Origin of the sequence: Vibrio cholerae (assembly GCF_008369605.1) — a bacterium.
Lineage (GTDB): Bacteria > Pseudomonadota > Gammaproteobacteria > Enterobacterales > Vibrionaceae > Vibrio > Vibrio cholerae.
The window spans coordinates 1,434,788-1,459,325 of record NZ_CP043554.1; the positions used below are offsets into that span (position 1 = coordinate 1,434,788).

Annotated in this window: 17 protein-coding genes; 14 read left to right on the plus strand and 3 right to left on the minus strand. The window is 45.4% G+C overall.

What is annotated here, in order from left to right:
- Positions 1 to 7 precede the first annotated feature (7 nt).
- Together F0316_RS06800 and F0316_RS06805 are read right to left on the minus strand one after the other, a co-directional pair.
- Positions 8 to 1,252: a paraquat-inducible protein A gene (locus F0316_RS06800; protein WP_000204608.1), complete on the minus strand. Its 1,245-nt coding sequence runs from the start codon at positions 1,250 to 1,252 to the stop codon at positions 8 to 10.
- Between the two features lie 36 nt (positions 1,253 to 1,288).
- Positions 1,289 to 3,085, minus strand: coding sequence for an ABC transporter ATP-binding protein (locus tag F0316_RS06805; RefSeq protein ID WP_172625975.1), 1,797 nt, complete (start codon positions 3,083 to 3,085; stop codon positions 1,289 to 1,291).
- Positions 3,086 to 3,170: 85 nt separating this feature from the next.
- On the opposite strand from F0316_RS06805, the gene F0316_RS06810 reads away from it, so the two are divergent.
- The 14 genes from F0316_RS06810 (at position 3,171) to rmf (ending at position 23,913) form a co-directional block, all read left to right on the plus strand.
- On the plus strand, positions 3,171 to 3,644 hold the full coding sequence (locus tag F0316_RS06810; protein ID WP_001911403.1) for a GAF domain-containing protein: 474 nt from the start codon (positions 3,171 to 3,173) through the stop codon (positions 3,642 to 3,644).
- A gap of 100 nt (positions 3,645 to 3,744) precedes the next feature.
- The gene (gene proQ, locus F0316_RS06815) at positions 3,745 to 4,371 is read left to right on the plus strand and encodes an RNA chaperone ProQ (RefSeq protein WP_000432038.1); all 627 of its coding nucleotides are present in this window, start codon (positions 3,745 to 3,747) and stop codon (positions 4,369 to 4,371) included.
- 17 nt (positions 4,372 to 4,388) lie between these two features.
- Positions 4,389 to 6,386, plus strand: a complete 1,998-nt coding sequence (gene prc / locus F0316_RS06820; protein ID WP_000650137.1) for a carboxy terminal-processing peptidase — start codon at positions 4,389 to 4,391, stop codon at positions 6,384 to 6,386.
- Between the two features lie 153 nt (positions 6,387 to 6,539).
- Positions 6,540 to 7,211, plus strand: coding sequence for a hypothetical protein (locus tag F0316_RS06825; RefSeq protein WP_172625976.1), 672 nt, complete (start codon positions 6,540 to 6,542; stop codon positions 7,209 to 7,211).
- 197 nt (positions 7,212 to 7,408) lie between these two features.
- Complete coding sequence (gene pepN / locus F0316_RS06830) at positions 7,409 to 10,015, plus strand: aminopeptidase N (protein ID WP_149560338.1); 2,607 nt, start codon at positions 7,409 to 7,411, stop codon at positions 10,013 to 10,015.
- A gap of 51 nt (positions 10,016 to 10,066) precedes the next feature.
- Positions 10,067 to 10,285: a DUF2835 domain-containing protein gene (locus F0316_RS06835; protein ID WP_001110339.1), complete on the plus strand. Its 219-nt coding sequence runs from the start codon at positions 10,067 to 10,069 to the stop codon at positions 10,283 to 10,285.
- Positions 10,286 to 10,473: 188 nt separating this feature from the next.
- Complete coding sequence (locus F0316_RS06840) at positions 10,474 to 15,315, plus strand: NAD-glutamate dehydrogenase (protein WP_148504457.1); 4,842 nt, start codon at positions 10,474 to 10,476, stop codon at positions 15,313 to 15,315.
- Positions 15,316 to 15,388: 73 nt separating this feature from the next.
- Positions 15,389 to 16,399, plus strand: a complete 1,011-nt coding sequence (pyrD, locus tag F0316_RS06845; protein ID WP_000966883.1) for a quinone-dependent dihydroorotate dehydrogenase — start codon at positions 15,389 to 15,391, stop codon at positions 16,397 to 16,399.
- A 154-nt stretch (positions 16,400 to 16,553) separates the two neighbouring features.
- Entirely contained in the window at positions 16,554 to 17,096 is a 543-nt protein-coding gene (locus F0316_RS06850; RefSeq protein WP_046121601.1) for a cell division protein ZapC, read from the plus strand.
- A 460-nt stretch (positions 17,097 to 17,556) separates the two neighbouring features.
- Positions 17,557 to 19,683 (plus strand): bifunctional 23S rRNA (guanine(2069)-N(7))-methyltransferase RlmK/23S rRNA (guanine(2445)-N(2))-methyltransferase RlmL, encoded by a 2,127-nt coding sequence (gene rlmKL, locus F0316_RS06855; RefSeq protein WP_032469989.1) that lies wholly within the window; start codon positions 17,557 to 17,559, stop codon positions 19,681 to 19,683.
- Positions 19,684 to 19,691: 8 nt separating this feature from the next.
- The gene (locus F0316_RS06860; RefSeq protein WP_080342404.1) at positions 19,692 to 19,934 is read left to right on the plus strand and encodes a glutaredoxin family protein; all 243 of its coding nucleotides are present in this window, start codon (positions 19,692 to 19,694) and stop codon (positions 19,932 to 19,934) included.
- Positions 19,912 to 21,831 (plus strand): ABC transporter ATP-binding protein, encoded by a 1,920-nt coding sequence (locus F0316_RS06865; RefSeq protein ID WP_149560339.1) that lies wholly within the window; start codon positions 19,912 to 19,914, stop codon positions 21,829 to 21,831. The genes F0316_RS06860 and F0316_RS06865 overlap by 23 nt, the downstream gene beginning before the upstream one ends.
- Positions 21,832 to 21,836: 5 nt before the next feature.
- Positions 21,837 to 23,573 carry a DUF3466 family protein gene (locus tag F0316_RS06870; protein ID WP_149560340.1) on the plus strand — a complete coding sequence of 579 codons (1,737 nt, stop codon included), beginning with the start codon at positions 21,837 to 21,839 and terminating at the stop codon, positions 23,571 to 23,573.
- A gap of 166 nt (positions 23,574 to 23,739) precedes the next feature.
- Positions 23,740 to 23,913 (plus strand): ribosome modulation factor, encoded by a 174-nt coding sequence (gene rmf, locus F0316_RS06875; protein ID WP_001881287.1) that lies wholly within the window; start codon positions 23,740 to 23,742, stop codon positions 23,911 to 23,913.
- A gap of 82 nt (positions 23,914 to 23,995) precedes the next feature.
- Here rmf and fabA read toward each other — a convergent pair whose 3' ends face one another.
- On the minus strand, positions 23,996 to 24,514 hold the full coding sequence (gene fabA, locus F0316_RS06880; protein ID WP_001180252.1) for a bifunctional 3-hydroxydecanoyl-ACP dehydratase/trans-2-decenoyl-ACP isomerase: 519 nt from the start codon (positions 24,512 to 24,514) through the stop codon (positions 23,996 to 23,998).
- Between the last annotated feature and the right edge of the window lie 24 nt (positions 24,515 to 24,538).

Consider the following 24,538-nt stretch of genomic DNA (forward strand, 5'->3'; position numbering starts at 1 on the left):
AAACAACCTATTGTTGAGTACGAGTGGAGTCGGGCTCATCCCACAGTAAGCGCGGATCTAAACTTTCCGCGGCTAACATGGTGAGCACCACGACCATACCAAAAGCGACAGCCCCGTAACCGGGAGTAAAATCGAGGATCTGACCTCGGTCAACCAATGTCAGCATGATAGAGATGACAAACAGATCCATCACCGACCATTTGCCAATCCATTTGATGCCACGATAAATCATCATACGTTGGCGCTGATGCACGTGACGTTTCAGTTTGATGGCCATTAAGAGATAGGCGAGGCCAATGATTTTGATCACGGGAACCACAATACTGGCGACAAAGATGATCAGCGCAATACCCCACATGCCATTTTTCACGAGCGAAGCCACACCAGAAAAAATCGTATCTTCCAAGCGCTGACCATTGGTGATCAAAATAGAAATAGGGATCAAGTTAGCAGGAAAAATCGCCACCGTTGCTGCTAAAACATAAGCCCATGTTCGTTCTATCGAGTTAGGTTTTCTGTGGTAAAGCTTGTGCTGACAGCGAACACAGTGACCATTTTCTGGCTGTGAAAGGTGGCAGTTATGGCAATGCACCTGCTTGACGGGCAAATCATATTCCGTTTCAGCTTGCCAGGTTTCCCAATAGCGGCGAGTACTGATACGACTAAGCAGTAAGACCGTAAACAGTTGCAGAAGCACCAACCCTAATAATCCGGGACCGATAAAAATATCTGAGTAATCTTTTAGCTTAAAGCAAGACACAGCCACGCTAACCAGAAACACATCGATCATGACCCAGACTTTGAGATGATGAATAAAGAGCAATGAGTAACGCAGCGTCTGAAAGTAGCGAAAACGCAGAGCGAGATGAGCACTGACCACACTCAAACATAAAACCAGTGGCGCAATCGAGCTACAAAACAGCACCAATAACGCCAAGGCGATGTAACCTTCATTCCACAAGGCGAATACGCCTTGCGGCAAGGTGGCTGGGATCATCACACCAAACAGTCGAATATCAATGTAACTGAAAAAGTGGGAAGGAATAAACAGCAGCAAACAAGTGACCGCAAGAGCAAGATCGCCGGAGAGAGAAGGGCTACCGCCACGATAGAGTAGCGTGCCACAACGGGGGCAATGAGCGCTGTGGGCTTGGTCAACCGTAATCGCATCAATAGGCAGTTCGCAGCCGGGGCACAAACGAACTTGACCCGACTGCGATGCATGATGAGATAAAGAGGATGAGGAGGTCATAGGCGGACAACACCATAGGGGCCGCCATTAACACCATTAGTGCTGCGACTGAATACTCCCATAAAGGGTTTGGTACAAGCCTTCTTGTTCGAGTAACTCGTGGTGAGTTCCTGACTGGCTGACATGTCCATCTTCCAATACATAAATTAAGTCCGCTTGTTTCACCGCAGAGAGGCGATGGGCAACAATCAAGGTAGTTCGACCATGCAAAAACTTTGACAACGCAAGGTGCAATGCGGCTTCAGTAGCCGTATCCAAGGCGGAAGTGGCTTCATCCAAAATAACGAATTTTGGATTACTCAGCACCATACGCGCAATCGCTAGCCGCTGTCTTTGTCCGCCTGACAATCGAATGCCATTACGACCAATTTGGCTCTCTAACCCTTGGTCGAGTTTGGTGATCACATCTTGCAGTTGGGCGATGTCCAACGCTTGCCACAAGGCATCATCGCTAAATTGACCACCAAGGGTCAGATTATGCCGCAAAGTGTCATTAAACAGTATAGGTTGTTGTAAAACAACGGCAATTTGATCGCGAATCACATCAAAGCTAATGTCATCACAGTGTTGTCCATTAAAGCGGATTACGCCACTTTGCGCGCGATAAACGCCAATTAAGAGCTGAATCAGCGTCGATTTCCCTCCGCCACTGGCTCCGACTAACGCCACCTTTTTCCCCGCTGGGATATGAAGTGACAAATCATTCAGTACTTGGCTTTCACCATCGTAGGAGAAATGGATATTGTTGATCTCAATATCGACTTCTCCCGGCTGAGTAAAGGGATTGACTTTGCTGATGGGTCGGTACTCTTCTTCTAGCTCTAATAAGCTATTGATTCTTTTCAAAGCGGCCTTAGCGGCATACCAAGAAAACTGAATACCCAACAGCTCTTGCACCGGGCTGAGCATAAACCACAAGTAGCCAAACACCGCGAAAATCTGGCCTATGGTGAGGTCACTGAACACCACCATTAACATGGCTACGGCACGAAACAGCTCAAAACCGAGTAAAAACAGTAAGAAGGAGAGGCGACCAGCGGCTTCAGATTGCCATGCGTATTTGTCAGCATTTTCGCGTACTGCGTCAGCATCGCTGATAAGGCGGTTGAGGAACTCGCGCTCCTTGTTTGCGGCACGCAACTGATAGATACCATCTAACGTTTCCACTAAGCGGTTTTGAAAACGCTCAAACGCTTGGTTTTCGCGTTTTTTCAAATGTTTAACTTGGCTGCCCAGCATCCGAGAAAAGTAGATAACAATCGGGTTCACTAACAGAATAAACAGGCCAAGTCGCCACTCCAACCAAAGCAATACAATGGCGGTACCAATCACAGTAAGCAAAGAAATCAAAAACTTACTCAGTGTAGAGCAAATAAACTGGTCGATGGTTTCAATATCTGTGATGAGGTGAGCGTTGATCCCACCACTGCCGCGCGTTTCATACTGACGAATACTGATCCGCCCTAGCTTTTCAATCATCTTACGACGCATTTCGTAAGTGATGGTCTTAGAAACCAAGGTGAACTGACGACTTTGTAGGATATTCAACAACTGACTGGCAATACGCATCACCACCACCATCAGCAAAGTCAGCATGATGTAACCCGTTGCGGTCTGCCACCCTTGTGGCAGGAACTGGTTCATCACCTCCACACCTTTTGCCGGATGATTGAGCAGCACTTCATCCACCATTAACGGCATGAGCAGTGGGATAGGAACACTGATTAGCGTCGCGACGACGGCAATAAAGTTAGCAAACAACAGTTTGGCGCGATGTTTTTTTACTTGAGTTATCAGCCAAGAGCGGCTAATAGTGTCGTTGAAATACGTCATATTAATGAGAATGCATCCTATTTTAGTGATGCGCATTGTACGTAGTTCGCGAAGTGAAGTCTTTATTTTTCAAATGGAAGTTATTATGAACCTAGAACAGTACCAACGCCTCACCAAGCAAGCGGTCGCTTTATTAGAAGGTGAAACCAATCTCATCGCAAATCTTGCCAACTTAAGTGCGTTACTGAATATGGAACTCACCGAGCTCAACTGGGTGGGTTTTTATTTAATGCAAGAGAACGAGTTGGTATTGGGCCCATTTCAGGGCAAACCCGCTTGCGTGCGCATTCCCGTAGGCAGGGGAGTTTGTGGTACTGCAGTTGCAGAAAATAAGGTTCAACGTGTGTACGACGTTCATCAATTCGAAGGTCATATTGCTTGTGATGCCGCGAGTAACTCAGAAATCGTTATCCCATTCTCGATTAACGGAAAAGTCGCCGGAGTGTTAGACATTGACAGTCCAAACATTGGTCGTTTCAGTGAAATTGACGAGCAAGGCCTAACCTATTTGATGAGCGAAGTAGAAAAGCTGCTCAATTCACAGGCTAATAAGGCATAAATTGCCCTTTGCCTGTGGTTTTTCCTTTGCAGGTCTTTATAATACCGCACATATTTACACATCAATGTTTGGCGGGCAGCCGCAATAACCAGGAATCCTCATGGAAAACACTGAAAAGTTAAAAAACAGCAAAGAAGTGATCGCGTACATTGCTGAATGTTTCCCTAACTGCTTTACTTTAGAAGGTGAAGCAAAGCCTCTGAAAATTGGTATTTTTCAGGATCTTGCTGATCGCTTGAATGACGACCCTAAAGTAAGCAAAACTCAGCTTCGTGCCGCGTTAAGACAATACACCTCTTCTTGGCGTTATTTACATGGTGTAAAACCTGGCGCAACTCGTGTTGATCTGGACGGCAACCCTTGTGGTGAGCTGGAAGAACAGCACGTAGAACACGCACAAGCGGCACTGGCTGAGAGCAAAGCTCGCGTAGAAGCTCGTCGTAAAGAACAAGTAAAGAAAGTGCGTGAAGAAGCGAAAGCGAACAAGCCAAAGGCGAAAAAGCCACAGCAAGCTCGCCGTCCGCAAAACGCACCGAAAGTGGAGAAAAAGCCTGTAGAAACTCGCGCACTGGCTGCGTCTGAGCTTAACGTTGGCAATCAAGTCAATGTGAATATGGGTAAAGGCAACATGGCTGCGACCATCGTTGAAGTCAATAAGGAAGATGTGCGTGTTCAACTTGCCAACGGCCTACAAATGGTTGTGAAAGCGGAGCACTTGCGCGCATAAAGGAGATACTCCTACGCATGAAATGCCGTTCAAAAATATCTCTGATTGCTGCTAGCTTATGGCTGGCAGCCTTTTCAGCTCAGGCTCTAGAAGCCAAACTCAAACCAGAAGACCTCCCTCTTCTTGTTCCTGAAGCTCAACACGCAACGGCAGCGAAACGTGTTACCTCACGTTTTACCCGTTCTCATTACAAACAATTCAATTTAGACGATCAGTTTTCTCAAGCCATGTTTGAACGCTACCTTGAGATGCTGGATTACAGTCGAAATATCTTTACTCAAGCGGACATAGACAGCTTCAAAGCTTGGTCTTTACAATTGGATGACCAATTAAAAGCGGGTGACAATCAAATCGCTTACGATCTGTATAACCTGTCAATGGAAAAACGTTTTGAGCGCTTTCAATACGCACTTTCTCTGCTTGATCAAGAGATGACGTTTGATGCTGATGAGTCTATTGAGCTTGATCGCACGAAATCGCCTTGGCCGAAAGATCTTAAAGAGATTAACGAGCTGTGGAGACAACGAGTTAAATACGATGCGTTAAGCTTGAAACTGGCAGGTAAAGAGTGGCCAGAAATCAAAGAAACGCTCGATAAACGCTACAACAATGCCATCAAGCGCCTCACACAGACAAAAAGTGAAGACGTATTTCAAACTTACATGAATGCGTTTGCTCGTGAAGTTGATCCGCACACCAGCTATTTGTCACCGCGTAACGCAGAACAATTCCAATCTGAAATGAATCTCTCGTTGGAAGGGATTGGTGCCGTGTTACAAATGACCGACGATTACACCATCATCCGCTCATTGGTTGCAGGTGGTCCTGCAGCATTGAGCAAACAATTGGGTGAGGGTGACCGCATTATCGGCGTCGGTCAAGAAGGCGAAGATGTGGTAGATGTAGTCGGTTGGCGCTTAGACGATGTCGTTCAACTGATTAAAGGACCTAAAGGTAGCAAGGTGAAACTGCTCGTGTTACCTGAAGGCAAAGACGCAAAAAGTCACGTTGTCACTATTGTGCGAGACAAAATTCGCTTAGAAGATCGCGCCGTAAAATCTGAAGTGATTGAAAAAGCAGGGAAGAAAATTGGTGTACTAGAAGTACCGAGTTTCTACGTCGGCTTAGCTCAAGACACGGAAAAACTACTGGCGGAGCTAAAAGCGAAAAAAGTCGACGGCATCATTGTTGATTTACGCAATAACGGTGGTGGTGCATTAACCGAAGCTACCGCGCTTTCTGGTTTGTTCATTACCAGTGGCCCTGTAGTTCAGGTGCGTGATAGCTATGGTCGAGTCAACGTTAACTCGGATACCGATGGTAGCATTAGCTATAGCGGACCAATGACCGTGCTGATTAACCGCTACAGTGCATCGGCTTCAGAAATCTTTGCTGCCGCAATGCAAGACTATGGCCGCGCGATCATTCTCGGTGAGAACTCATTTGGTAAAGGTACCGTACAGCAGCATCGCTCTCTCAATCATATCTATGATTTGTTTGATAAAGAGCTTGGCTACGTACAATACACGATTCAAAAATTTTACCGTATTGATGGTGGTAGTACCCAAAACAAAGGTGTCGTTCCTGATATCGCGTATCCAACCGCGATTGACCCTTCCGAAACAGGGGAAAGTGTTGAAGATAACGCACTACCGTGGGACAGCATTGATAAAGCAAAATATGAGCGTTTGAATAACTTCAACACCATCATTGCTAGCTTGGAAGCTAAACACCAACAACGTGTCGCGAATGATTTAGAATTTGGTTTTATCGAGCAAGATATTGCGAAATACCGTGCAGAGAAAGATGACAACCTACTTTCGCTGAATGAAAAAGTACGCAAAGAAGAGAGTGCTAAGGCTGATGAAGAGCGCTTAGCTCGCATCAATCAACGCCAAAAAGCGTTAGGTAAATCGACCTATGCGAGCTTGCAAGATATACCGAAAGATTATGAAGCACCGGATGCTTATCTCGATGAATCGGTTAACATTATGCTTGACATGATATCCCGCTAATTCATTGATTTACTTTATCTTTAATCAAAACGGACCCCATGGTCCGTTTTTTTACACTTTTTTAATTCGTAAAATTAATGTGATGAACATCAAATAATTTCGCATTTCATGCACTCAATGCCTACGCTTACAAAAAATGTGAGGAGAAGTGCCATGAAATGGATATTTACTTGCGTGATGAGCTTACTTTTTACCGCCTCATCACCGTTTCTCAGTGCAAATAATCTTAGCCGTGCCGACTTAACTCAATTTGATCAACCTTTATTGCTCGGCGACTGGTATTTGCTCAATCCCAACCCAGAGCAATCTAGCGAAAACTTTCGAGTCATTAAGCTCAGTTTGGCTTCGGACTACCATTTCTCGATAGATATCCAAAAGAAAGATTTCAGTGTTGACCACTGGAATGGCGCTTATTCTGCAGATGAGAAAACCCTTATTCTCGGCCTAGATAGTTCAGATCCCCAAACTTACCAGTATGAAAATAACCATCATTTGCTGACATTGAATGGTGTAACCTTCACTAAAGGTTTACCCAATACCTTGGCCGGTAGTTGGAGCAGTGCACATATCAAAGATCTTGATGGCGAAAGCCTTGACCAAAGCCTGATCCAATTAACCTTACAGCCAGATTTTATCTTCTCTTTCCACATCACTAATCAAGATGGTAACGAGGCCACCCATCGCGGCGTCTATTACACTGAAGGAAATCGCTTGGTTTTGCTCTATTCGGAAGGTGAGCACTATACCCGTTATGTGCTCGATCAAGATAGACTCACCTTGGAAATTGATGACAGCATGACGGTCGTCATGAACCGCGTGCAATAACACTCATGCGGTATACCACCTGTTTTGATAATGGGCGGCCAAAAACAAAAGTGGCAGGGAGTTTACAGATAAACTCCCTGTTTTTTTGCGTTCAGGGCTTGTTATTCATTCACTGCGGCCTAAGATCTTGCTTCAATAACGCTTTTCTTCCTGTATTCATTAACGTCACAGAACATAAAGTCAAAAGGATTACGACAATGGCTCACACACCTCAAGCCAAATACCGCCTTGATTACCAACCGCCTTCACACACCATCACCGATATCGATTTGGTGTTTGATCTATACGATGATGCGACTCTGGTCACCGCTGTCTCTCAAGTAAAACAGCAGCAGGAGAGCAATACCTTAATTCTTGATGGTGAAACGCTTGAACTGAAAGCGCTCAAAGTCGATGGCCAGGATTGGCAAGACTACAGCGTAGGTGAAGCTTCCCTTGAAATTCGTGGTTTGCCGAGTGAGTTTACTCTCACCGTCGTGACAAAAATCAATCCGCAAGCCAACACCGCTTTAGAAGGTCTTTACAAATCAGGTGGTGCATTTTGTACCCAGTGTGAAGCCGAAGGCTTTCGCCGCATTACTTATTATTTGGATCGTCCGGATGTTCTGGCGCGTTACACCACAACGGTTATTGCCGATAAAGCGCAATATCCTTACTTACTGAGCAATGGTAACAAGATTGCACAAGGCGAGCAGGAAGCGGGACGTCATTGGGTGAAATGGCAAGATCCTCATCCCAAACCTGCGTATCTGTTTGCTTTGGTGGCGGGGGATTTTGATGTGCTGCGCGATCAGTACGTCACACAATCGGGCCGCCAAGTTGCGCTAGAAATTTTTGTCGATAAAGGCAATTTGGATCGCGCTGGTCATGCCATGACGTCACTCATCAACTCTATGCGTTGGGACGAGCAACGTTTTGGCCTTGAATATGACCTCGACATTTACATGATCGTGGCGGTGGATTTCTTCAATATGGGCGCTATGGAAAACAAAGGGTTGAATATCTTTAACTCCAAGTTTGTACTAGCCAATGAGAAAACCGCCACCGACACCGATTATCTCGGGATTGAAGCCGTGATTGGTCACGAATACTTCCATAACTGGACGGGTAACCGTGTGACATGCCGTGATTGGTTCCAATTAAGCTTGAAAGAGGGCTTAACCGTATTCCGCGATCAAGAGTTCTCTTCAGACTTAGGCTCACGAGCCGTTAATCGAATTGGAAATGTGCGCATCATTCGAGGCCCGCAATTTGCTGAAGATGCTAGCCCAATGTCGCATCCAATCCGTCCGGATAAAGTGATTGAAATGAATAACTTCTATACCCTGACCGTTTATGAAAAGGGCAGCGAAGTGATTCGAATGATGCACACCTTGCTAGGTGAAGAAAAATTCCAACGTGGCATGAAGCTGTACTTTAAACGTCATGATGGCACCGCAGCCACTTGCGAAGATTTCGTGGCAGCCATGGAAGACGCTTCTGGCATCGACTTACAACAGTTCCGTTTATGGTACAGCCAGTCCGGTACTCCTACGCTTAAAGTCAGCAGTACTTACCATGCCGCAAGCCAAACTTATGAGTTAACTGTAGAACAGCATACCGAGCCCACTCACGAGCAGAAAGAAAAACAACCATTGCATATCCCGCTGGATATTGAACTGTATGCGCCAAACGGCGATGTTATTCCGCTACAGTGTAACGGAAAACCTGTTTCTAACGTGTTGGATGTGAAACAAGCTAAGCAAACCTTCCGCTTTGAGCAGGTCAAACAGCCGCCAATTCCGTCACTGTTGCGTGAGTTTTCTGCGCCTGTGAAATTGGAATACGCCTACAGTGATGAAGAGCTGATTTTCCTGATGGTGCATGCTCGTAACGAATTTGCACGTTGGGATGCAGGGCAGATGTTGCTTGCTAAATATATTCGCACCAACGTAGAACGAGTCCAACAAGGTCAACCTGTCGAATTGGCAGAGTCGGTGATTGACGCATTCCGCGGCGTGTTACTCAGTGACAACCTCGACGCTGAATTTGTGGCCGAAATGCTCTCGTTACCAAGCCATAACGAAGTGTCCGGCTGGTATAAGCGTGTGGATGTTGATGCGATTGCCCAGGTGCTCACCTCACTCAAAACCATTTTGGCGACCGAGCTAGAAGATGAGCTCAGTGCAACCTACCATACGTTAAAACAAGACACTTACTCGATTGAACATGCGGCGATTGGCAAACGTACACTGCGCAACGTGTGTTTGAGCTATCTTGCCTACACTGCTCAAGGTAACGCGTTCGTACAAAAACAGTACGCTCAAGCGAACAACATGACCGACACCATTGCGGCCATGACGGCGGCTAACCAAGCGCAGTTGGCGTGCCGTGAAAGCTTGATGCAAGACTACAGCGAGAAGTGGAAACACGATGGCTTGGTAATGGATAAGTGGTTCACGCTGCAAGGCTCCAATCCATCACCACAAGTATTGGATGTGATCCAGCAAGCCATGCAACATGAAGCGTTTAGCTTGAAAAACCCGAACCGTACTCGCAGTCTGATTGGAGCATTTTTAAATGCCAATCCAGTCAATTTCCACGCGAAAACAGGGGAAGGCTATCGCTTTGCTGGACACATTCTGCGTGAACTTAACAGTAGTAACCCACAAGTGGCTTCACGTTTGATTGATCCATTACTTAAATTCCGACTCTACGATGAACAGCGCCAAGCACTGATTAAACAAGAGCTGGAGCAATTAAAAGCGATGGATAACCTCGCGCGTGATCTGTTTGAAAAAGTCAGCAAAGCGCTGGAAGCATAAACCAAACTCAACAGGTAAACTCGGTGGCACTCTGTGCCACCTTATTTTCCAATGAACTATTATTTTTTCTCGCTAAACATTTCTTATCAAACCTTTGTTACGCATTACTCGGGCGTAGCAAGTCATGTCATGGTCACCACCGAGCAAGGTTTGCGTTTACAACTCCCTGCAACACGTTTGCGTCCATTTTTAAGCCAAATTGGAGTAAAAGGTCGATTTCGATTAACAACTGACCAAAATAATCGTTTCGTTAAGTTAGAAGTTCTGTAAAAGCATTATTTTGTAGTGGTTTAAATAGGTACTTTAGTCACAATCTCACACTTTTACCCCATAACAACCCCAAAACAATTAACTATTTATAAATAAAACTCTTACAATACGCCCTGCATTACCATCAGTAAGCGCTATGCTTACTGCACACCCCCTACAAAAATAAGAATCAAATTCTGGAGTCGACCATGACTGCGCGTGAAACTTTGATGCCAGTTTTGCTTGAAAAAGTTTATCAACTGATTCAAGACAAACTAGAGCTTGCTCAACAACCCTTAGTGACTCAACTTGGACAACACCTGTTCAGTAACATTTCACAAGACGACCTAGTGGAGCGTAACGAATCGGATCTTTATGGTGCAGTGCTCAGTTTATGGCACCACATCAATGAGAAAAAAGCCGATGAACGCTCAGTACGAGTATTTAACCCAACGGTAAGTCGCCAAGGTTGGCAATCGACCCACACCATTGTTGAGATTGTTCTACCAGATAGTCCCTTTCTGGTTGATTCAATCAAAATGGCATTAAGCCGCCTAGGATTGGCATCGCACTTAATGCTCAACGGACCTGCTCATATTGCACGTCACGACGATGGTTCGATCAAAAGCATTAATCAAGGAGAAGGGCAACTGACCTCAATGTTCCACATTGAAGTCGATCGCCTAAGCAGCAAGGAAGAGATGACGGAGCTGAAAAACGAATTGCTGGATATCCTGCATGACACTGCTCTGGTGGTGAAAGATTGGAAACCGATGGCGACCAAGCTTGAACAAGTGATCAATCAGCTGGAAGCGGATAAAAAACAGATCCCTGTAGAAGCCGAACGCCTACAAGAAACCATTCAGTTTTTACGCTGGCTAGGTAACCATAACTTCACCTTTATGGGTTACAAAGAGTTCGATTTGGTAGAGAAAAATGGCGATACCGAACTAACGCCAACCAAAGACACCGGACTTGGCTTATTCTCTGACAACGAGCGAGTACGAAGCGTAAAACTCTCTCAATTCCCAGATTCAGCTAGGCTCGAAGCCAAAAAGCCTTTCCTGTTGATCTTAACGAAAGGCAACAAGCAATCACGTATCCATCGTCCTGCTTATACCGACTATATCGGGATCAAAAAGTTTGACGCGAAAGGCAAGGTGATCGGTGAGCATCGCTTTACTGGCTTATACACTTCCGCTGTGTACAACCAAAGTGTTGAAGGCATCCCGCTGATCCGCGAAAAAGTAGGGCGCATTCTTGCGGCAAGCGGCTACCGCCAAGGCTCTTACGCCTACAAAGCCCTGCACAATATTCTTGAAAACTACCCACGCGATGAGCTGTTACAAGCCCGTGAAGAAGAGCTGCTTGAAGTAGGCATGGGCGTTGTACAGATGCAAGATCGTGATTTACTGCGCCTGTTTGTACGTAAAGACCCATTCGGACGTTTCTTCAGTTGCATGGTGTATGTGACTAAAGAGCGTTACAACACTGAGCTGCGCCGTAAGACACAACAAGTGTTCAAACAGTATTTTGGCTGTGAGCAAGATGTTGAATTTACAACCTATTTCTCAGAAAGCCCACTGGCGAGAACTCACTATATTGTGCGTGTCGACAATAACAACATCAACGTAGATGTGAAAAAGATAGAGCAGAATTTAATGGAAGCCTCAACCTCGTGGGATGATCGTCTCGCAGAAGCCATTGTCGCCAATTTCGGTGAAAGTCGTGGATTACCGCTGTCAAAAGAGTATCAACGTGCCTTCCCACGTTCTTACAAAGAAGATGTGATGCCGGGCTCTGCACTGGCAGATATCGAGCACCTTGAAGCGTTAGATGAGCACAATAAACTGGGCATGCTGTTCTACCGTTTACAGGAGACAGCCAAAGATTCCAAAGCGGTACGCTTAAAGCTGTATCACAAAGACGAACCCATCCATCTATCAGACGTTATGCCGATGCTAGAAAACCTCGGCTTACGCGTGATTGGTGAATCGCCTTATGAAGTAGTGAAAGCCAATGGCCAAGTGTACTGGATCCTTGATTTCTCTATGCTACATAAGAGCGATAAGCAGGTGGATCTGCGTGAAGCACGCGACCGATTCCAACAAGCGTTTGCCGCTATCTGGGCAGGAGAGCTGGAAAGTGATGGCTTTAACCGTTTGATTTTAGGTGCATCACTATCAGGTCGTGAAGTTTCGATCCTGCGTGCTTATGCGCGTTATATGCGTCAAGTCGGCTTCCCATTTAGCCAGCACTATATTGAAGATACACTCAGCCACCATCCCGATCTTGCACAAGGATTGGTGGATCTTTTCGTGCGTCGTTTCGATCCGAAATACAAAGGCGGAGAAAAGGGCCAAGCTGAGATCATCAAATCTCTGACAGAGCAATTAGATCAAGTACAGAGTCTCGACGACGATCGAATTATCCGTCGCTATATGGAGATGATCAACGCGACGCTGCGCACCAACTACTATCAGTTGGATGAGCTCAAGCAGAACAAACCTTGGCTATCTCTCAAAATGAAGCCAAGTGAGATCCCTGAAATTCCTGCACCAGTGCCTGCGTTCGAAATCTTCGTCTATGCCCCAGACATTGAAGGGGTGCATTTGCGCGGTGGTAAAGTCGCTCGTGGTGGGCTGCGTTGGTCTGATCGCCAAGAAGATTTCCGTACTGAAATTTTAGGCTTGGTCAAAGCACAACAAGTGAAAAATACGGTCATCGTGCCTGTTGGTGCAAAAGGTGGCTTTGTTTGTAAGAAACAGTATCTCTACACCACACGCGATGAGATTTTTGCAGAGGGCCAACGCTGCTACAAACGCTTTATTCGCGCTTTACTCGACGTAACGGATAACATTATTGAAGGGCAAGTGGTTCCGCCGAAGAACGTGGTTCGTCATGATGAAGATGACCCTTATTTGGTGGTGGCTGCGGATAAAGGCACCGCAACCTTCTCTGATTTAGCAAACTCAGTGTCAGCGGAATACCAATTCTGGCTCGGTGATGCTTTTGCTTCAGGGGGGTCAAATGGTTATGACCACAAAGCGATGGGCATTACCGCCAAAGGGGGTTGGGAATCGGTAAAACGCCATTTCCGTGAAATGGGCATTGATTGTCAAACCACCGATTTTACCGCGATTGGCATCGGAGACATGGCCGGCGACGTGTTTGGTAACGGTATGTTGTTATCAAAACATATTCGCCTACTGGCGGCCTTTAACCATATTCATATCTTCATTGATCCAACCCCGGATTCTGCGAGCAGTTGGGAAGAGCGTAACCGTTTGTTTAATCTGCCTCGTTCAAGTTGGGAAGATTACAATCCGAAGCTGATTTCTAAAGGTGGTGGTGTCTTCTCGCGTAAAGCAAAAGCGATTACGCTGACGCCTGAAATGCAGAAGATGCTCAACACTAAAAAAACCACGTTGGCACCCAATGAGTTGATCAAAATGATCCTGAAAATGGAAGTCGATCTCCTCTGGAATGGTGGCATTGGTACCTATGTGAAATCATCCATTGAAACACATACCGATGTCGGTGACCGAGCCAATGACGGATTACGTGTCGATGGACGTGAAGTAAACGCTAAAATCATCGGCGAAGGCGGTAACCTTGGTATGACTCAGCGCGGTCGTATCGAGTTTGCACTCAAAGGTGGACGCGTTAACACGGACTTCGTGGATAACGTCGGTGGCGTAGACTGTTCCGATAACGAAGTTAACATCAAGATCTTCCTCAATGGCTTGGTGGCTAATGGTGATTTAACACTCAAACAGCGCAACCAGATCCTTGAGTCGATGAAAGATGAAGTAGGAAGCATCGTGATTGAAGATGCTTATGGACAATCTGAATCGATTTCCGTGACCGAAGCGCAGGGCGTATCACTCATGAAAGAGCAGATCCGCTTTATCCATCACATGGAAAAAGCGGGGTATTTGGATCGTGCTTTAGAGCACATTCCGGATGATGAAACTCTACTTGAGCGTGAAAGACAGGGCATGGGATTAACACGTCCTGAACTTTCGGTGCTGATGGCCTACGGCAAAATGGCGTTGAAAGAAGAATTGGCCAGTGAAGAGATTGCGCAAGATGAATTCCATGCCAAACAATTGGTTAATTACTTCCCAACTGAGTTACGCGGTCACTATGCGCAGCAGATGGTGAACCATCCGCTACGAGTAGAAATCATCGCGACAGCCTTAGCAAACCAAATGGTTAATGAAATGGGCTGCAACTTCGTTACGCGTTTACAAGAAGAGACCGGCTCTAGCGTGGTCGATATTGCGAATGCGTATGCGGCCGCGCGTGAGATTTACGGTTTAGGTATCGTGCTCGAAAAAGTACGCAAACTGGACAACATAGCGCAAAGTAGCGCCCAATATGATGTCATGTTCCTCGTGCGTCGCACTTTGCGTCGCCTGACTCGCTGGTTACTGCGCAACCGTACAGGTAAGCCATCCGTGATAGCAATGGTCGAACGCTATCAAGAGGATGTCAAAGCTATCACCGAACAATTGGATAAAGTTTTGGTGAAAGAGGAGATTGTTGAGCATAATTCCATGGCTGAAAACTGGATAGAGAAGGGCATCGAGAAAGAGCTTGCGCATTATGTGGCGCGTCTTTCTAGCCTTTACTCTGTACTGGATATCTCGGCCGTGGCGAAAGAGAAAGGCATCGCAGTCACTCAAACAGCAAAGCTTTATTTCCATCTCGGCGATCGTTTATCTCTGCACTGGTTCTTGAAGCAAATCAACCACCAAGCCGTTGATAACCATTGGCAAGCATTAGCAAGAGCCTCTTTCCGTGAGGATCTCGATTGGCAGCAACGCCAGTTAACTGCTCAAGTGCTCAGTAGCAATTTGAATGATGCTCAACAGGAAATTGAACTGGCACTTGATAAATGGCTAGAGCGTAACCAAGTCTCAATAAGCCGTTGGGAGAACATCCTCAGCGAGTTTAAAGTCGGTACCGTTCATGAATTTGCCAAATTCTCAGTGGCATTGCGAGAGTTGACCTTGCTCAACTTAAATTGTCTCACTGTAGAATAAGCATTGAATTGCCTGACGAATGAGTCAATAATAACGCCCCGTTTATTCGGGGCTTTTTTCTTTCGGAGGCATTATGCTTTACCGCTTAGCCAGAGCTGGCTTTTTCCAATTGGATGCCGAAAAGGCACACGATCTGGCCATCTCTAATTTCAAACGTTTCACTGGCACTCCTTTCGATCTCTTCTATCGTCAACAACTTCCTCATCGTCCAGTTCAATGCATGGGCTTAACCTTTAAAAATCCAGTCGGTTTAGCAGCAGGGCTCGACAAAAACGGCGAGTGCATCGAAGCGTTTGGCGCGATGGGCTTCGGATTTGTTGAAGTAGGCACAGTCACACCAAGACCACAAGCAGGTAACGACAAACCACGCCTGTTTCGTTTAGTGCATGCTGAAGGCATCATCAATCGAATGGGCTTTAACAATCTGGGTGTTGATCACTTGGTTGAGAATGTTAAGCGAGCCAAATACGATGGGATCATCGGGATCAACATCGGTAAAAACAAAGATACTCCGATTGAGAAAGGGGCAGAGGACTATTTGATCTGTATGGATAAAGTTTATCCTTACGCAGGTTACATCGCCGTAAATATCTCTTCTCCGAACACCCCAGGACTTCGCTCTCTACAATACGGTGAAGCGCTGGATGAACTGCTTGCTGCATTGAAAACTCGCCAAGCTGAATTAGCAGCGAAACATGATAAATATGTCCCGCTTGCACTTAAGATTGCACCAGATTTAAGTGACGATGAAATTCAGCAAATCTGCCAATCACTTTTGAAAAACAAAATCGATGGTGTCATCGCGACAAACACCACCTTAGATCGTTCATTGGTTGAAGGGATGAAGTTTGCCAACGAAGCTGGCGGCCTCAGTGGACGACCTTTGCAAAACCGCAGTACAGAAGTTATTAAGTGTCTGTATAAAGAACTCGGTGAAGAAATTCCGATCATCGGGGTCGGTGGTATCGATTCCTACATCTCCGCCAAAGAAAAGCTCTTAGCAGGAGCAAAATTAGTTCAGGTCTATAGCGGCTTTATTTATCAAGGACCAGGGCTGGTCGCCGATATCGTCAAGAACCTGTAAGTTCCCCGATTTATCAGCGGAATTACTGAGGAAATGTCTAACGCATTTCCTCTTTTTTTTTCTCTGCACCTTCATAGAATTACTGATATTCATAGGCAAGGGTAGGTCACATAGCTTACCTCATCCTCCCAAATGTATCGTTGAGAGTGGAACAATGCTTAAACCAAGTGACAAATGGAGTTGGTACTTCTCAGATAGCGAAGGTTATCTGATGCTCAACCTTGGTGATGATATGCTGTTTCGTACCAATCTCAGTCGCAATCTTTTGGTGGATTGTGCATTCATCGAGAACCCCTTCACCGTAGATGACGCTTCTGATTTTCAGTTGTACAAAGAACACATTGCCTGTCTACCTCTGAGTGAGCCTCGTAGAGCGGAGTTGGCGCTGTACTGTGTGGCCGCAAAACGCTTCCACAAACCCGTACAGCCTAAAAGCTGGTTTTTTGATGTACAGGGAACCGGTTATACCCCACAACAAGGTCAGCTGATATCTCTACGAAACTCCCTTAACAGCGGTATTTTTATTGCGTTAGAAGTGGGGGAGAACGCCACTCTTTGCGCGTACAGTGATTTGGTTTCTTTTGCTTTAAACGGCAGCAAAACACTGGAATTTGGTCAAGTAATTAAAGTGATGCACGACAGAATGTCGGATGTGAATACACTTTTGTATACACCCCAAATGGCCATGGTCAGTTAATTTTTTATTCAACATTCGTTCCTTTCCTATTTCGTTCCTTCATTTCTTATCGGCGTAAGCCGATTTTTTTTGCCTTTAAATCGAGCTAATTCGTTAGGCAATGTGAGCTCGGTACAAAATTTAGACATCTATTTTTTACTTAAACACAGTGAAACAGGGCATTCACTTTGTATTTTTAAGTCGGAAATTCCCGTTTTATGACCTTTTGTAACTTATTTACAGTGTAAAAAATGCATCTGGTATAGTCCAAAATAAGCATGAATAAGTAGTCACTAACGAGAATAAATGCTTAGTTAGCAAGCGTTGGAACAGGAGTGTGTACACACTGACCGATATGATCGGCATAGAAAGGATCGAATGGGTAAAAGAGAGATTTTTTGGCTTGGTGATGAGTTAGCTTTAGGTATGGTTCACATTGTCAGTTATAATCTGAGACCATTTTTATCAGCAAAAGAACACTATGAATCAGTATCTAGCGGTGACGTCTAACGGCCTTGAGAATCTATTAGTTGAAGAATTAACCCAACTGGGTATTAACGATGCCAAACCCGTTCAGGCCGGGGTTAAATTTAAAGCAACCAATGAACAGATCTATCGCTGCTGTCTATGGAGTCGTCTCGCATCAAGATTTGTTCGTATTGTGGCTGAATTTAAGTGTCAGAATGACTTAGATCTCTATCTTTCAACAACTTCAGTCAACTGGGTCAACTATTTCCACAGTTCTAAAAAGCTCGTTGTTGATTTCAATGGCACGAACCGAGAAATTCGTAATAGCCAATACGGCGCGATGAAAGTCAAAGACGCCATCGTAGATTGCTTCACTAAGAAAAATCTTCCGCGTCCGTCGATCAGTAAAGATCTTGCGGATCTTCATATCCATGTCCGCTTACACAAAGAGAATGCACTGCTTGGTATCGATATGGTGGGTTCAGGCTTGCATGCTCGCGGCTACCGAACTGAAGCAGGTAAAGCGCCATTACGTGAAACATTAGCCGCCGCAATCATTCTGCGCAGTGGTTGGGATGCCAGTAAACCGCTTCTCGATCCTATGTGTGGCTCCGGTACCTTACTGATTGAAGCGGCGATGATGGCTGCCAATATTGCTCCAGGCTTACAACGTAAAAAGTGGGGCTTCGAAGCATTAGAAGATTTCGAACCAGAACTCTGGGCAAGTGTGAAATCAGAAGCCAGCGTGCAAGGTAAACGTGGAGTCAAAAAGGTAGAAACTCATTTCTACGGCGTAGATAACGATAACCGCGTATTGCAGACGGCTAAAGATAACGCCCGCCGTGCCGGTGTAGAAGAGCTAATCAGCTTTACCTTGGGTGATGCGGCAAAAGTAAAACGCCCAGAAAACTTCGCTGAAGGTATTGTGATTTGTAACCCACCGTATGGTGAGCGTTTAGGCACTCATCCCGGTTTGATCGCTCTGTACACTGCATTTGGTGCACAGCTTAAAGCTGAGTTTGGTGGTTGCCACGCTTCTATTTTCTCGAGTTCTGATGAATTACTCAGTTGTTTGCGCATGCGTGCGGACAAACAATTCAAGCTGAATAATGGTGCGTTACCATGTCACCAAAAGAATTACACCATAGCCATGCGAGAGCAAAACAGCGTCAGCAATGGAGGCTCTCAAGAAATCCTCATTGCCCCCGATTTTGCCAACCGTTTGAAGAAAAACTTCAACAAGATTGGCAAATGGGCTAAGCGTGAGGGGCTCGATTGCTTCCGCCTCTATGATGCGGATCTTCCCGAATACAATGTGGCTATTGATGTCTACCAAGATCATCTCATGATCCAAGAGTACGCAGCGCCAAAGGATATTCCTGAAGAGAAAGCGAAGCGTCGTTTGACCGATATTATTCGCGCAGCCATTCAAGTGTTGGATGTCGATGCGAACAACGTCGTGCTCAAAGTTCGTGAAAGACAAAAAGGCACGTCGCAATACGAGAAACTCGGCCAGCAAGCACAGACCATGCAAATTACCGAGTATGGCGTGAAGTTGATCGTCAACCTATACGATTATCTCGATACTGGCTTATTCCTTGACCACAAAATTACTCGTCGTCGTTTAGGGCAAATGGCACAAGGCAAAGATTTTCTCAATTTATTTGCCTATACCGGCTCTGCGACAGTACATGCTGCTTGTGGCGGTGCAAAATCGACGACGACCGTCGATATGTCGAAAACTTATCTTGAATGGGCCAAAGAGAACATGCAGTTAAACGGGCAGGTTGGGCGTCAGCACCAGTACGTTCAGGCCGACTGTCTACAGTGGCTCGCGAATGCCCAAAGCCAGTACGATCTTATCTTTATTGATCCGCCAACGTTTTCTAACTCTAAACGTATGGAGCAGACTTTTGATGTGCAACGTGACCACGTCACGCTTATGACCAATCTTAAACGGTTGCTGCGCCCAGAAGGGACGATTGTTTTCTCTAATAACAAGCGCCATTTCAAGATGGATATGGAAGCGCTACACGCTTTGGGGCTCAACGCTCAAAATATCTCGCATCAAACCTTACCGCTGGATTTTGAGCGAAATAAACAAATTCATAACTGCTGGCTGATCACCCATCAGAGTTAGGAAATTCAATGATAACCTTGTACAGCACTGAAGGATGCCATCTCTGTGAGATGGCCTATGCGTTACTTAATGAAGTAGGGCTCACCAAACAAGTTAACGTGGTAGAGATTGCCTTTGATGACGAGCTATTTTCTCGTTACGCGGTCACTATACCGGTTATCGCTTACCAAGGTAATGAACTGAATTGGCCTTTTGACATACAAGAATTAAGAGAGTGGTTAAAACATAATGGCATTAATTACCATCCATAACGGTTTGCTGGCCTTTGGCGATCACCCATTACTGGATCACGCTGATTTCGCCTTACAAGAAAATGAAAGAGTGTGTCTGGTTGGGCGTAATGGCGCCGGAAAATCCACGCTGATGAAAGTACTCGCAGGCGAGATTCTGCTGGATGATGGCAAGATGCAAGTCATGCAAGATGTCGTCGTATCCCGTTTAGAGCAAGATCCGCCTCGCAATCAAGCGGGTACTGTATTTGATTATGTTTCAGGTGGTCTGCAAGGCATTGGCGAACAACTCAAGATCTATCAAGATCAATTAGATCTCGTAGCAACAGATCCAAGCGAATCCAACATTAATAAGCTTGCACATATCCAAGAGCAGCTTGAAGTTTCTGGTGCTTGGCGCTTTGAAGATCGAATCAAAAATGTGCTAGGTTCCTTAAAACTAGATGGCCACACCAAATTAACCGACCTGTCTGGTGGTTGGCAGCGTAAAGCTGCATTAGCGCGAGCGCTGGCGTGCGATCCCGATGTCCTGCTTCTTGATGAACCAACCAACCACCTCGATGTAACAACGATTGAATGGTTAGAAGGTTTTCTGAAAGATTTCCGAGGTTCTATCATTTTCATTTCCCATGACCGTGCTTTTATTAAGTCTATGGCAACCCGCATTGTGGATCTCGATCGCGGTCAACTCAGCTCTTTCCCAGGAGATTATGAAAATTATCTTACTGAAAAAGAAGAGATGCTGCGGGTTGAAGAGCTGCAAAATGCCGAGTTTGATAAAAAGCTCGCTCAAGAAGAGGTTTGGATCCGTCAAGGTATTAAAGCACGAAGAACTCGTAATGAAGGACGAGTTCGGGCACTGAAACGTCTTCGTCAAGAACGTAGTGAACGTCGTGAAGTGCAGGGTAAAGTGAACCTGCAAATCGATGATTCCAACCGCTCAGGGAAAATCGTTTTTGAAGCCGAAAATCTTCATTACTCGATCGGTGGCAAAACCATTGTTGATGGTTTCAGCTTCAACATTATGCGCGGTGACAGAATTGCGTTAATTGGTCCTAATGGTTGTGGCAAAAGTACCTTACTCAAAATTTTGCTGGGTGACTTACAGCCCGATAGCGGCAAAGTACACTGTGGTACTAAGCTTGAGGTCGCCTACTTTGATCAATACCGAGAGTTACTCGATCCTGAAAAAACCGTTATCGATAACTTAGCGGATGGCAAACAAGAAGTGATGGTAGGCGGGCGTCTTCGCCACGCGTTAAGCTATCTACAGGACTTTTTGTTCTCACCCAAGCGGGCAAGAACCCCAGTAAAAGCGCTATCTGGTGGTGAAAAAAACCGTTTGCTGCTTGCGCGCATTTTGCTTAAAGCCAACAACCTCTTAGTGCTTGATGAACCAACCAACGATTTAGATATCGAAACTTTGGAACTTTTGGAAGAATTACTTGCCAATTACCAAGGCACTTTATTGCTGGTCAGCCACGATCGTGAATTTGTCGATAACACCGTCACCTCAAGTTGGATTTTTGAAGGCGACGGTAAGATTGAAGAATTTGTCGGTGGCTACCATGACGCTCAGCAACAGCGTGCCCAAGTTTTACAAAGCAGAGCTGCTGAAAATATCGTCAAAAAAGAAAAAGTGGTTGAGGAGTCTCCCAAATCCGCACCATCGAAAACTAAGCAGAAGAAATTATCTTATAAACTGCAGCGCGAACTTGAAGCTCTTCCGCAAAGATTAGAAGAGCTGGAAGTTGAGATCGCAGAGTTACAAGACATCGTCAATAGTCCAGACTTTTTCAGTCAGCCTGTCGATAAAACACAACCCATTTTAGACAAGTTAACTGCAACAGAGCAGGAACTCGAAATTGCTTTTGAGCGTTGGGAAGAGCTTGAAGCGATGCAACAGGAAAGTGAATAGAAAACATGAGTCGTATTACTTTTAAACGTTCGATTTTAGCCAGCGCCGTATTACTTGCTACCCAAACGGCCAACGCGGCACTCTACCAAGTGATGGAAGTGACCCCAAGTACAGGGCAAAGCTACGGTAGTGCATGGGGTGTGGCGATCCAAGCAAGTAACCCTGATACTATTGCAAACTGCTTCACGAGCTCGTCAATTGATATTGGTTCTCCTTCTACTGGTACAATTGCATGTACAGACTTTGCTTTAGCAGGTGAAACTCGCATTGAAAAAGCCAGCACAGGTAAAGCAGTCGATGGTTTAAGTTACCGTGATGAAGTGGCTTTCGGGATTGATAATGCGTTCGTGTATGTACAAGAACGCAATGACTTTGAACGCTATTGCTACAACGAGCTTTTGTATTCGACGTGTAATACCTGGGCAGATCCCCATTGGAATCGCTGGCAAGCAGAGATCAATAGTACGCAAGTTCCTAACTCAATTGCTTTTGTTGGTACTGGAACAACGGGCGAGCCTCTTAATGATGGTGTTGATGAAGCGCAAAACGTGATGATAAATAGCCTAACGGAGAGCGCAGAACCTATCGGGATCAATGTAAAAACTGGTGACGTGACAACGTATCGTAGAAATACTAATGCCATTCAAGCCCGTCTACCATCAACAATCAGTGCACCTAATGTAGCTGATGCCTTATATACCCGTGCATGGAAAACAGATGGTGTTTACACTGTTGGTAGTATTTCACGAAGCTCAAACAATAATGAAGGTGCCTATTTTTATTCCAAACCCACAATTTGGAAAAATGATGGCAGTGCCGTTGAATTGAATTGGCCGAGTACACGTGAAAGTACCAATAACCGTTTAGCACAAGGTAGCATCCGAGATGTCCTCGTACGTGACAATAAAATATATGCTGTTGGTTATAGTTCTTTCGATGCCGACAATAACTACATGCAGGCCTCAGTTTTCCAACTAGATGACACCAGTAATTTTTCTAATGCAGCAAGTTGGACGACCAAAGCCGTTTCAGGTGCGGAATCTAGAATTGGTGGCGATTACATTCACAGCAATTCGGTAGTCACCGATGTAAACAAAAACCTCGTCGCGTTAGGTTCTGCTAAACGTGCAGGTAGCCGCCCAGAGAATGGAGCCGCGGGCAATCGATTATTTGTTATCGAAGATGTTTCTGCTAGCACTCCAACAGCGAACTTCTTAACCGGCGGCATCTTCTTCACAGGAGCCGGCGGCAAAGCAGGGGCAATTAACAGCTATAACGAGATTGTCGGTCAAGTCGACGCAAACGACACCCGTGAGAATGATGGTAAACCGCGCCGTAAAAGAGGGTTTATTTATCCATACAGTGCCAATGGCAGTGATCCAAGCCGCATGGCTATTTTTGCTAATAAGGCTTGGTTGTTAGATGATCTCACTAATGACAATACCGCAACAGGCAACAACAACCAGTTCCGCATTATTGATGCCACAGATATTAATGATGCTGGCGTTATCTCTGCAACTGCGCTGAAATGTTCAGGTGGATACGATACGACAGCACATAATTCATTGTGTAGTAACCGCGAAGAAACCGTCGTCGCCGTGAAGTTAGTTCCAATTGTGAATGCAACAAGTGCTAACATTCAACAGCGTTCAACCGAAGAGCAAGCCTCTGAACGTAAAGGGGGTAGCTTCGGATTAGGGCTTTTGATGGTGCTTGGTGTACTAGGGTTCCGTAGAAAATAGGGATTTTTGTCAGGAAGGGCACAAGCTCACAGATTTGGGTTTGTGCCTTTTTTATTGCTTGAGAAAGGCGAATAATTGATCGATTCTGTATTGGTGTGGTCATAAAAGATCCACACAAGTTTAATAGTTGTACGTTACACCAAAGTTACCGTATGAGGACAGAACTATGAAGAGACAAAAGCGTGATCGCCTAGAAAGAGCTCAATCGCAAGGATACAAAGCCGGTCTAAACGGTCGATCCCATGACGAATGTCCCTATCAACAGACGGAAGTACGCTCTTATTGGTTAGGTGGTTGGCGTGATGCTAGAAACGATAAACTTTCTGGTCTCTGCAAATAATTTCCCATACAACAAAGCTTGAAAAGGCTTATCGCTAGGAAAACAGCCCGAAACGGGCTGTTATTCGTTAGAGATTCTATCTTTAAAACGCAGATGTATCTTGGAACAAGCCAACTTTAAGATCTTTGGCTACGTATATTTCTTTGCCATCAACAAGTACGCGACCATCGGCTAAACCCATCACTAGCTTACGGTTCACCACACGCTTCATGTTAATTTCGTAGGTGACTTTTTTAGCTGTTGGTAAAATTTGTCCTGTAAATTTCACTTCGCCAACGCCAAGCGCGCGACCTTTACCTTTACCGCCAACCCAGCCAAGGAAAAAACCCACCAGTTGCCACATGGCATCTAAGCCCAAGCATCCCGGCATCACTGGGTCTCCTGGGAAATGGCAATCAAAAAACCATAAATCAGGCGTGATATCGAGCTCAGCTAAGATCAAACCTTTACCAAATTCACCTTCAGTTTCTGACATCTTGGTAATGCGATCCATCATCAACATATTTGGCGCTGGAAGTTGAGGATAGCCCTCACCAAACAACTCACCTTGGCTTGACGCTAAAAGATCTTCTCGATTATACGAATCACGTTTGTTCTGCATTATTGGTTACTCCATTTTTTGTTG

What these genes read in the sequence shown, in the direction of transcription:
- F0316_RS06800 (WP_000204608.1), bottom strand. Translation starts at nt 1,252, where the DNA reads ATGACCTCCTCATCCTCTTTATCTCATCATGCATCGCAGTCGGGTCAA.
- F0316_RS06805 (WP_172625975.1), bottom strand. Translation starts at nt 3,085, where the DNA reads ATGACGTATTTCAACGACACTATTAGCCGCTCTTGGCTGATAACTCAA.
- F0316_RS06810 (WP_001911403.1), top strand. Translation starts at nt 3,171, where the DNA reads ATGAACCTAGAACAGTACCAACGCCTCACCAAGCAAGCGGTCGCTTTA.
- proQ (WP_000432038.1), top strand. Translation starts at nt 3,745, where the DNA reads ATGGAAAACACTGAAAAGTTAAAAAACAGCAAAGAAGTGATCGCGTAC.
- prc (WP_000650137.1), top strand. Translation starts at nt 4,389, where the DNA reads ATGAAATGCCGTTCAAAAATATCTCTGATTGCTGCTAGCTTATGGCTG.
- F0316_RS06825 (WP_172625976.1), top strand. Translation starts at nt 6,540, where the DNA reads ATGAAATGGATATTTACTTGCGTGATGAGCTTACTTTTTACCGCCTCA.
- pepN (WP_149560338.1), top strand. Translation starts at nt 7,409, where the DNA reads ATGGCTCACACACCTCAAGCCAAATACCGCCTTGATTACCAACCGCCT.
- F0316_RS06835 (WP_001110339.1), top strand. Translation starts at nt 10,067, where the DNA reads ATGAACTATTATTTTTTCTCGCTAAACATTTCTTATCAAACCTTTGTT.
- F0316_RS06840 (WP_148504457.1), top strand. Translation starts at nt 10,474, where the DNA reads ATGACTGCGCGTGAAACTTTGATGCCAGTTTTGCTTGAAAAAGTTTAT.
- pyrD (WP_000966883.1), top strand. Translation starts at nt 15,389, where the DNA reads ATGCTTTACCGCTTAGCCAGAGCTGGCTTTTTCCAATTGGATGCCGAA.
- F0316_RS06850 (WP_046121601.1), top strand. Translation starts at nt 16,554, where the DNA reads ATGCTTAAACCAAGTGACAAATGGAGTTGGTACTTCTCAGATAGCGAA.
- rlmKL (WP_032469989.1), top strand. Translation starts at nt 17,557, where the DNA reads ATGAATCAGTATCTAGCGGTGACGTCTAACGGCCTTGAGAATCTATTA.
- F0316_RS06860 (WP_080342404.1), top strand. Translation starts at nt 19,692, where the DNA reads ATGATAACCTTGTACAGCACTGAAGGATGCCATCTCTGTGAGATGGCC.
- F0316_RS06865 (WP_149560339.1), top strand. Translation starts at nt 19,912, where the DNA reads ATGGCATTAATTACCATCCATAACGGTTTGCTGGCCTTTGGCGATCAC.
- F0316_RS06870 (WP_149560340.1), top strand. Translation starts at nt 21,837, where the DNA reads ATGAGTCGTATTACTTTTAAACGTTCGATTTTAGCCAGCGCCGTATTA.
- rmf (WP_001881287.1), top strand. Translation starts at nt 23,740, where the DNA reads ATGAAGAGACAAAAGCGTGATCGCCTAGAAAGAGCTCAATCGCAAGGA.
- fabA (WP_001180252.1), bottom strand. Translation starts at nt 24,514, where the DNA reads ATGCAGAACAAACGTGATTCGTATAATCGAGAAGATCTTTTAGCGTCA.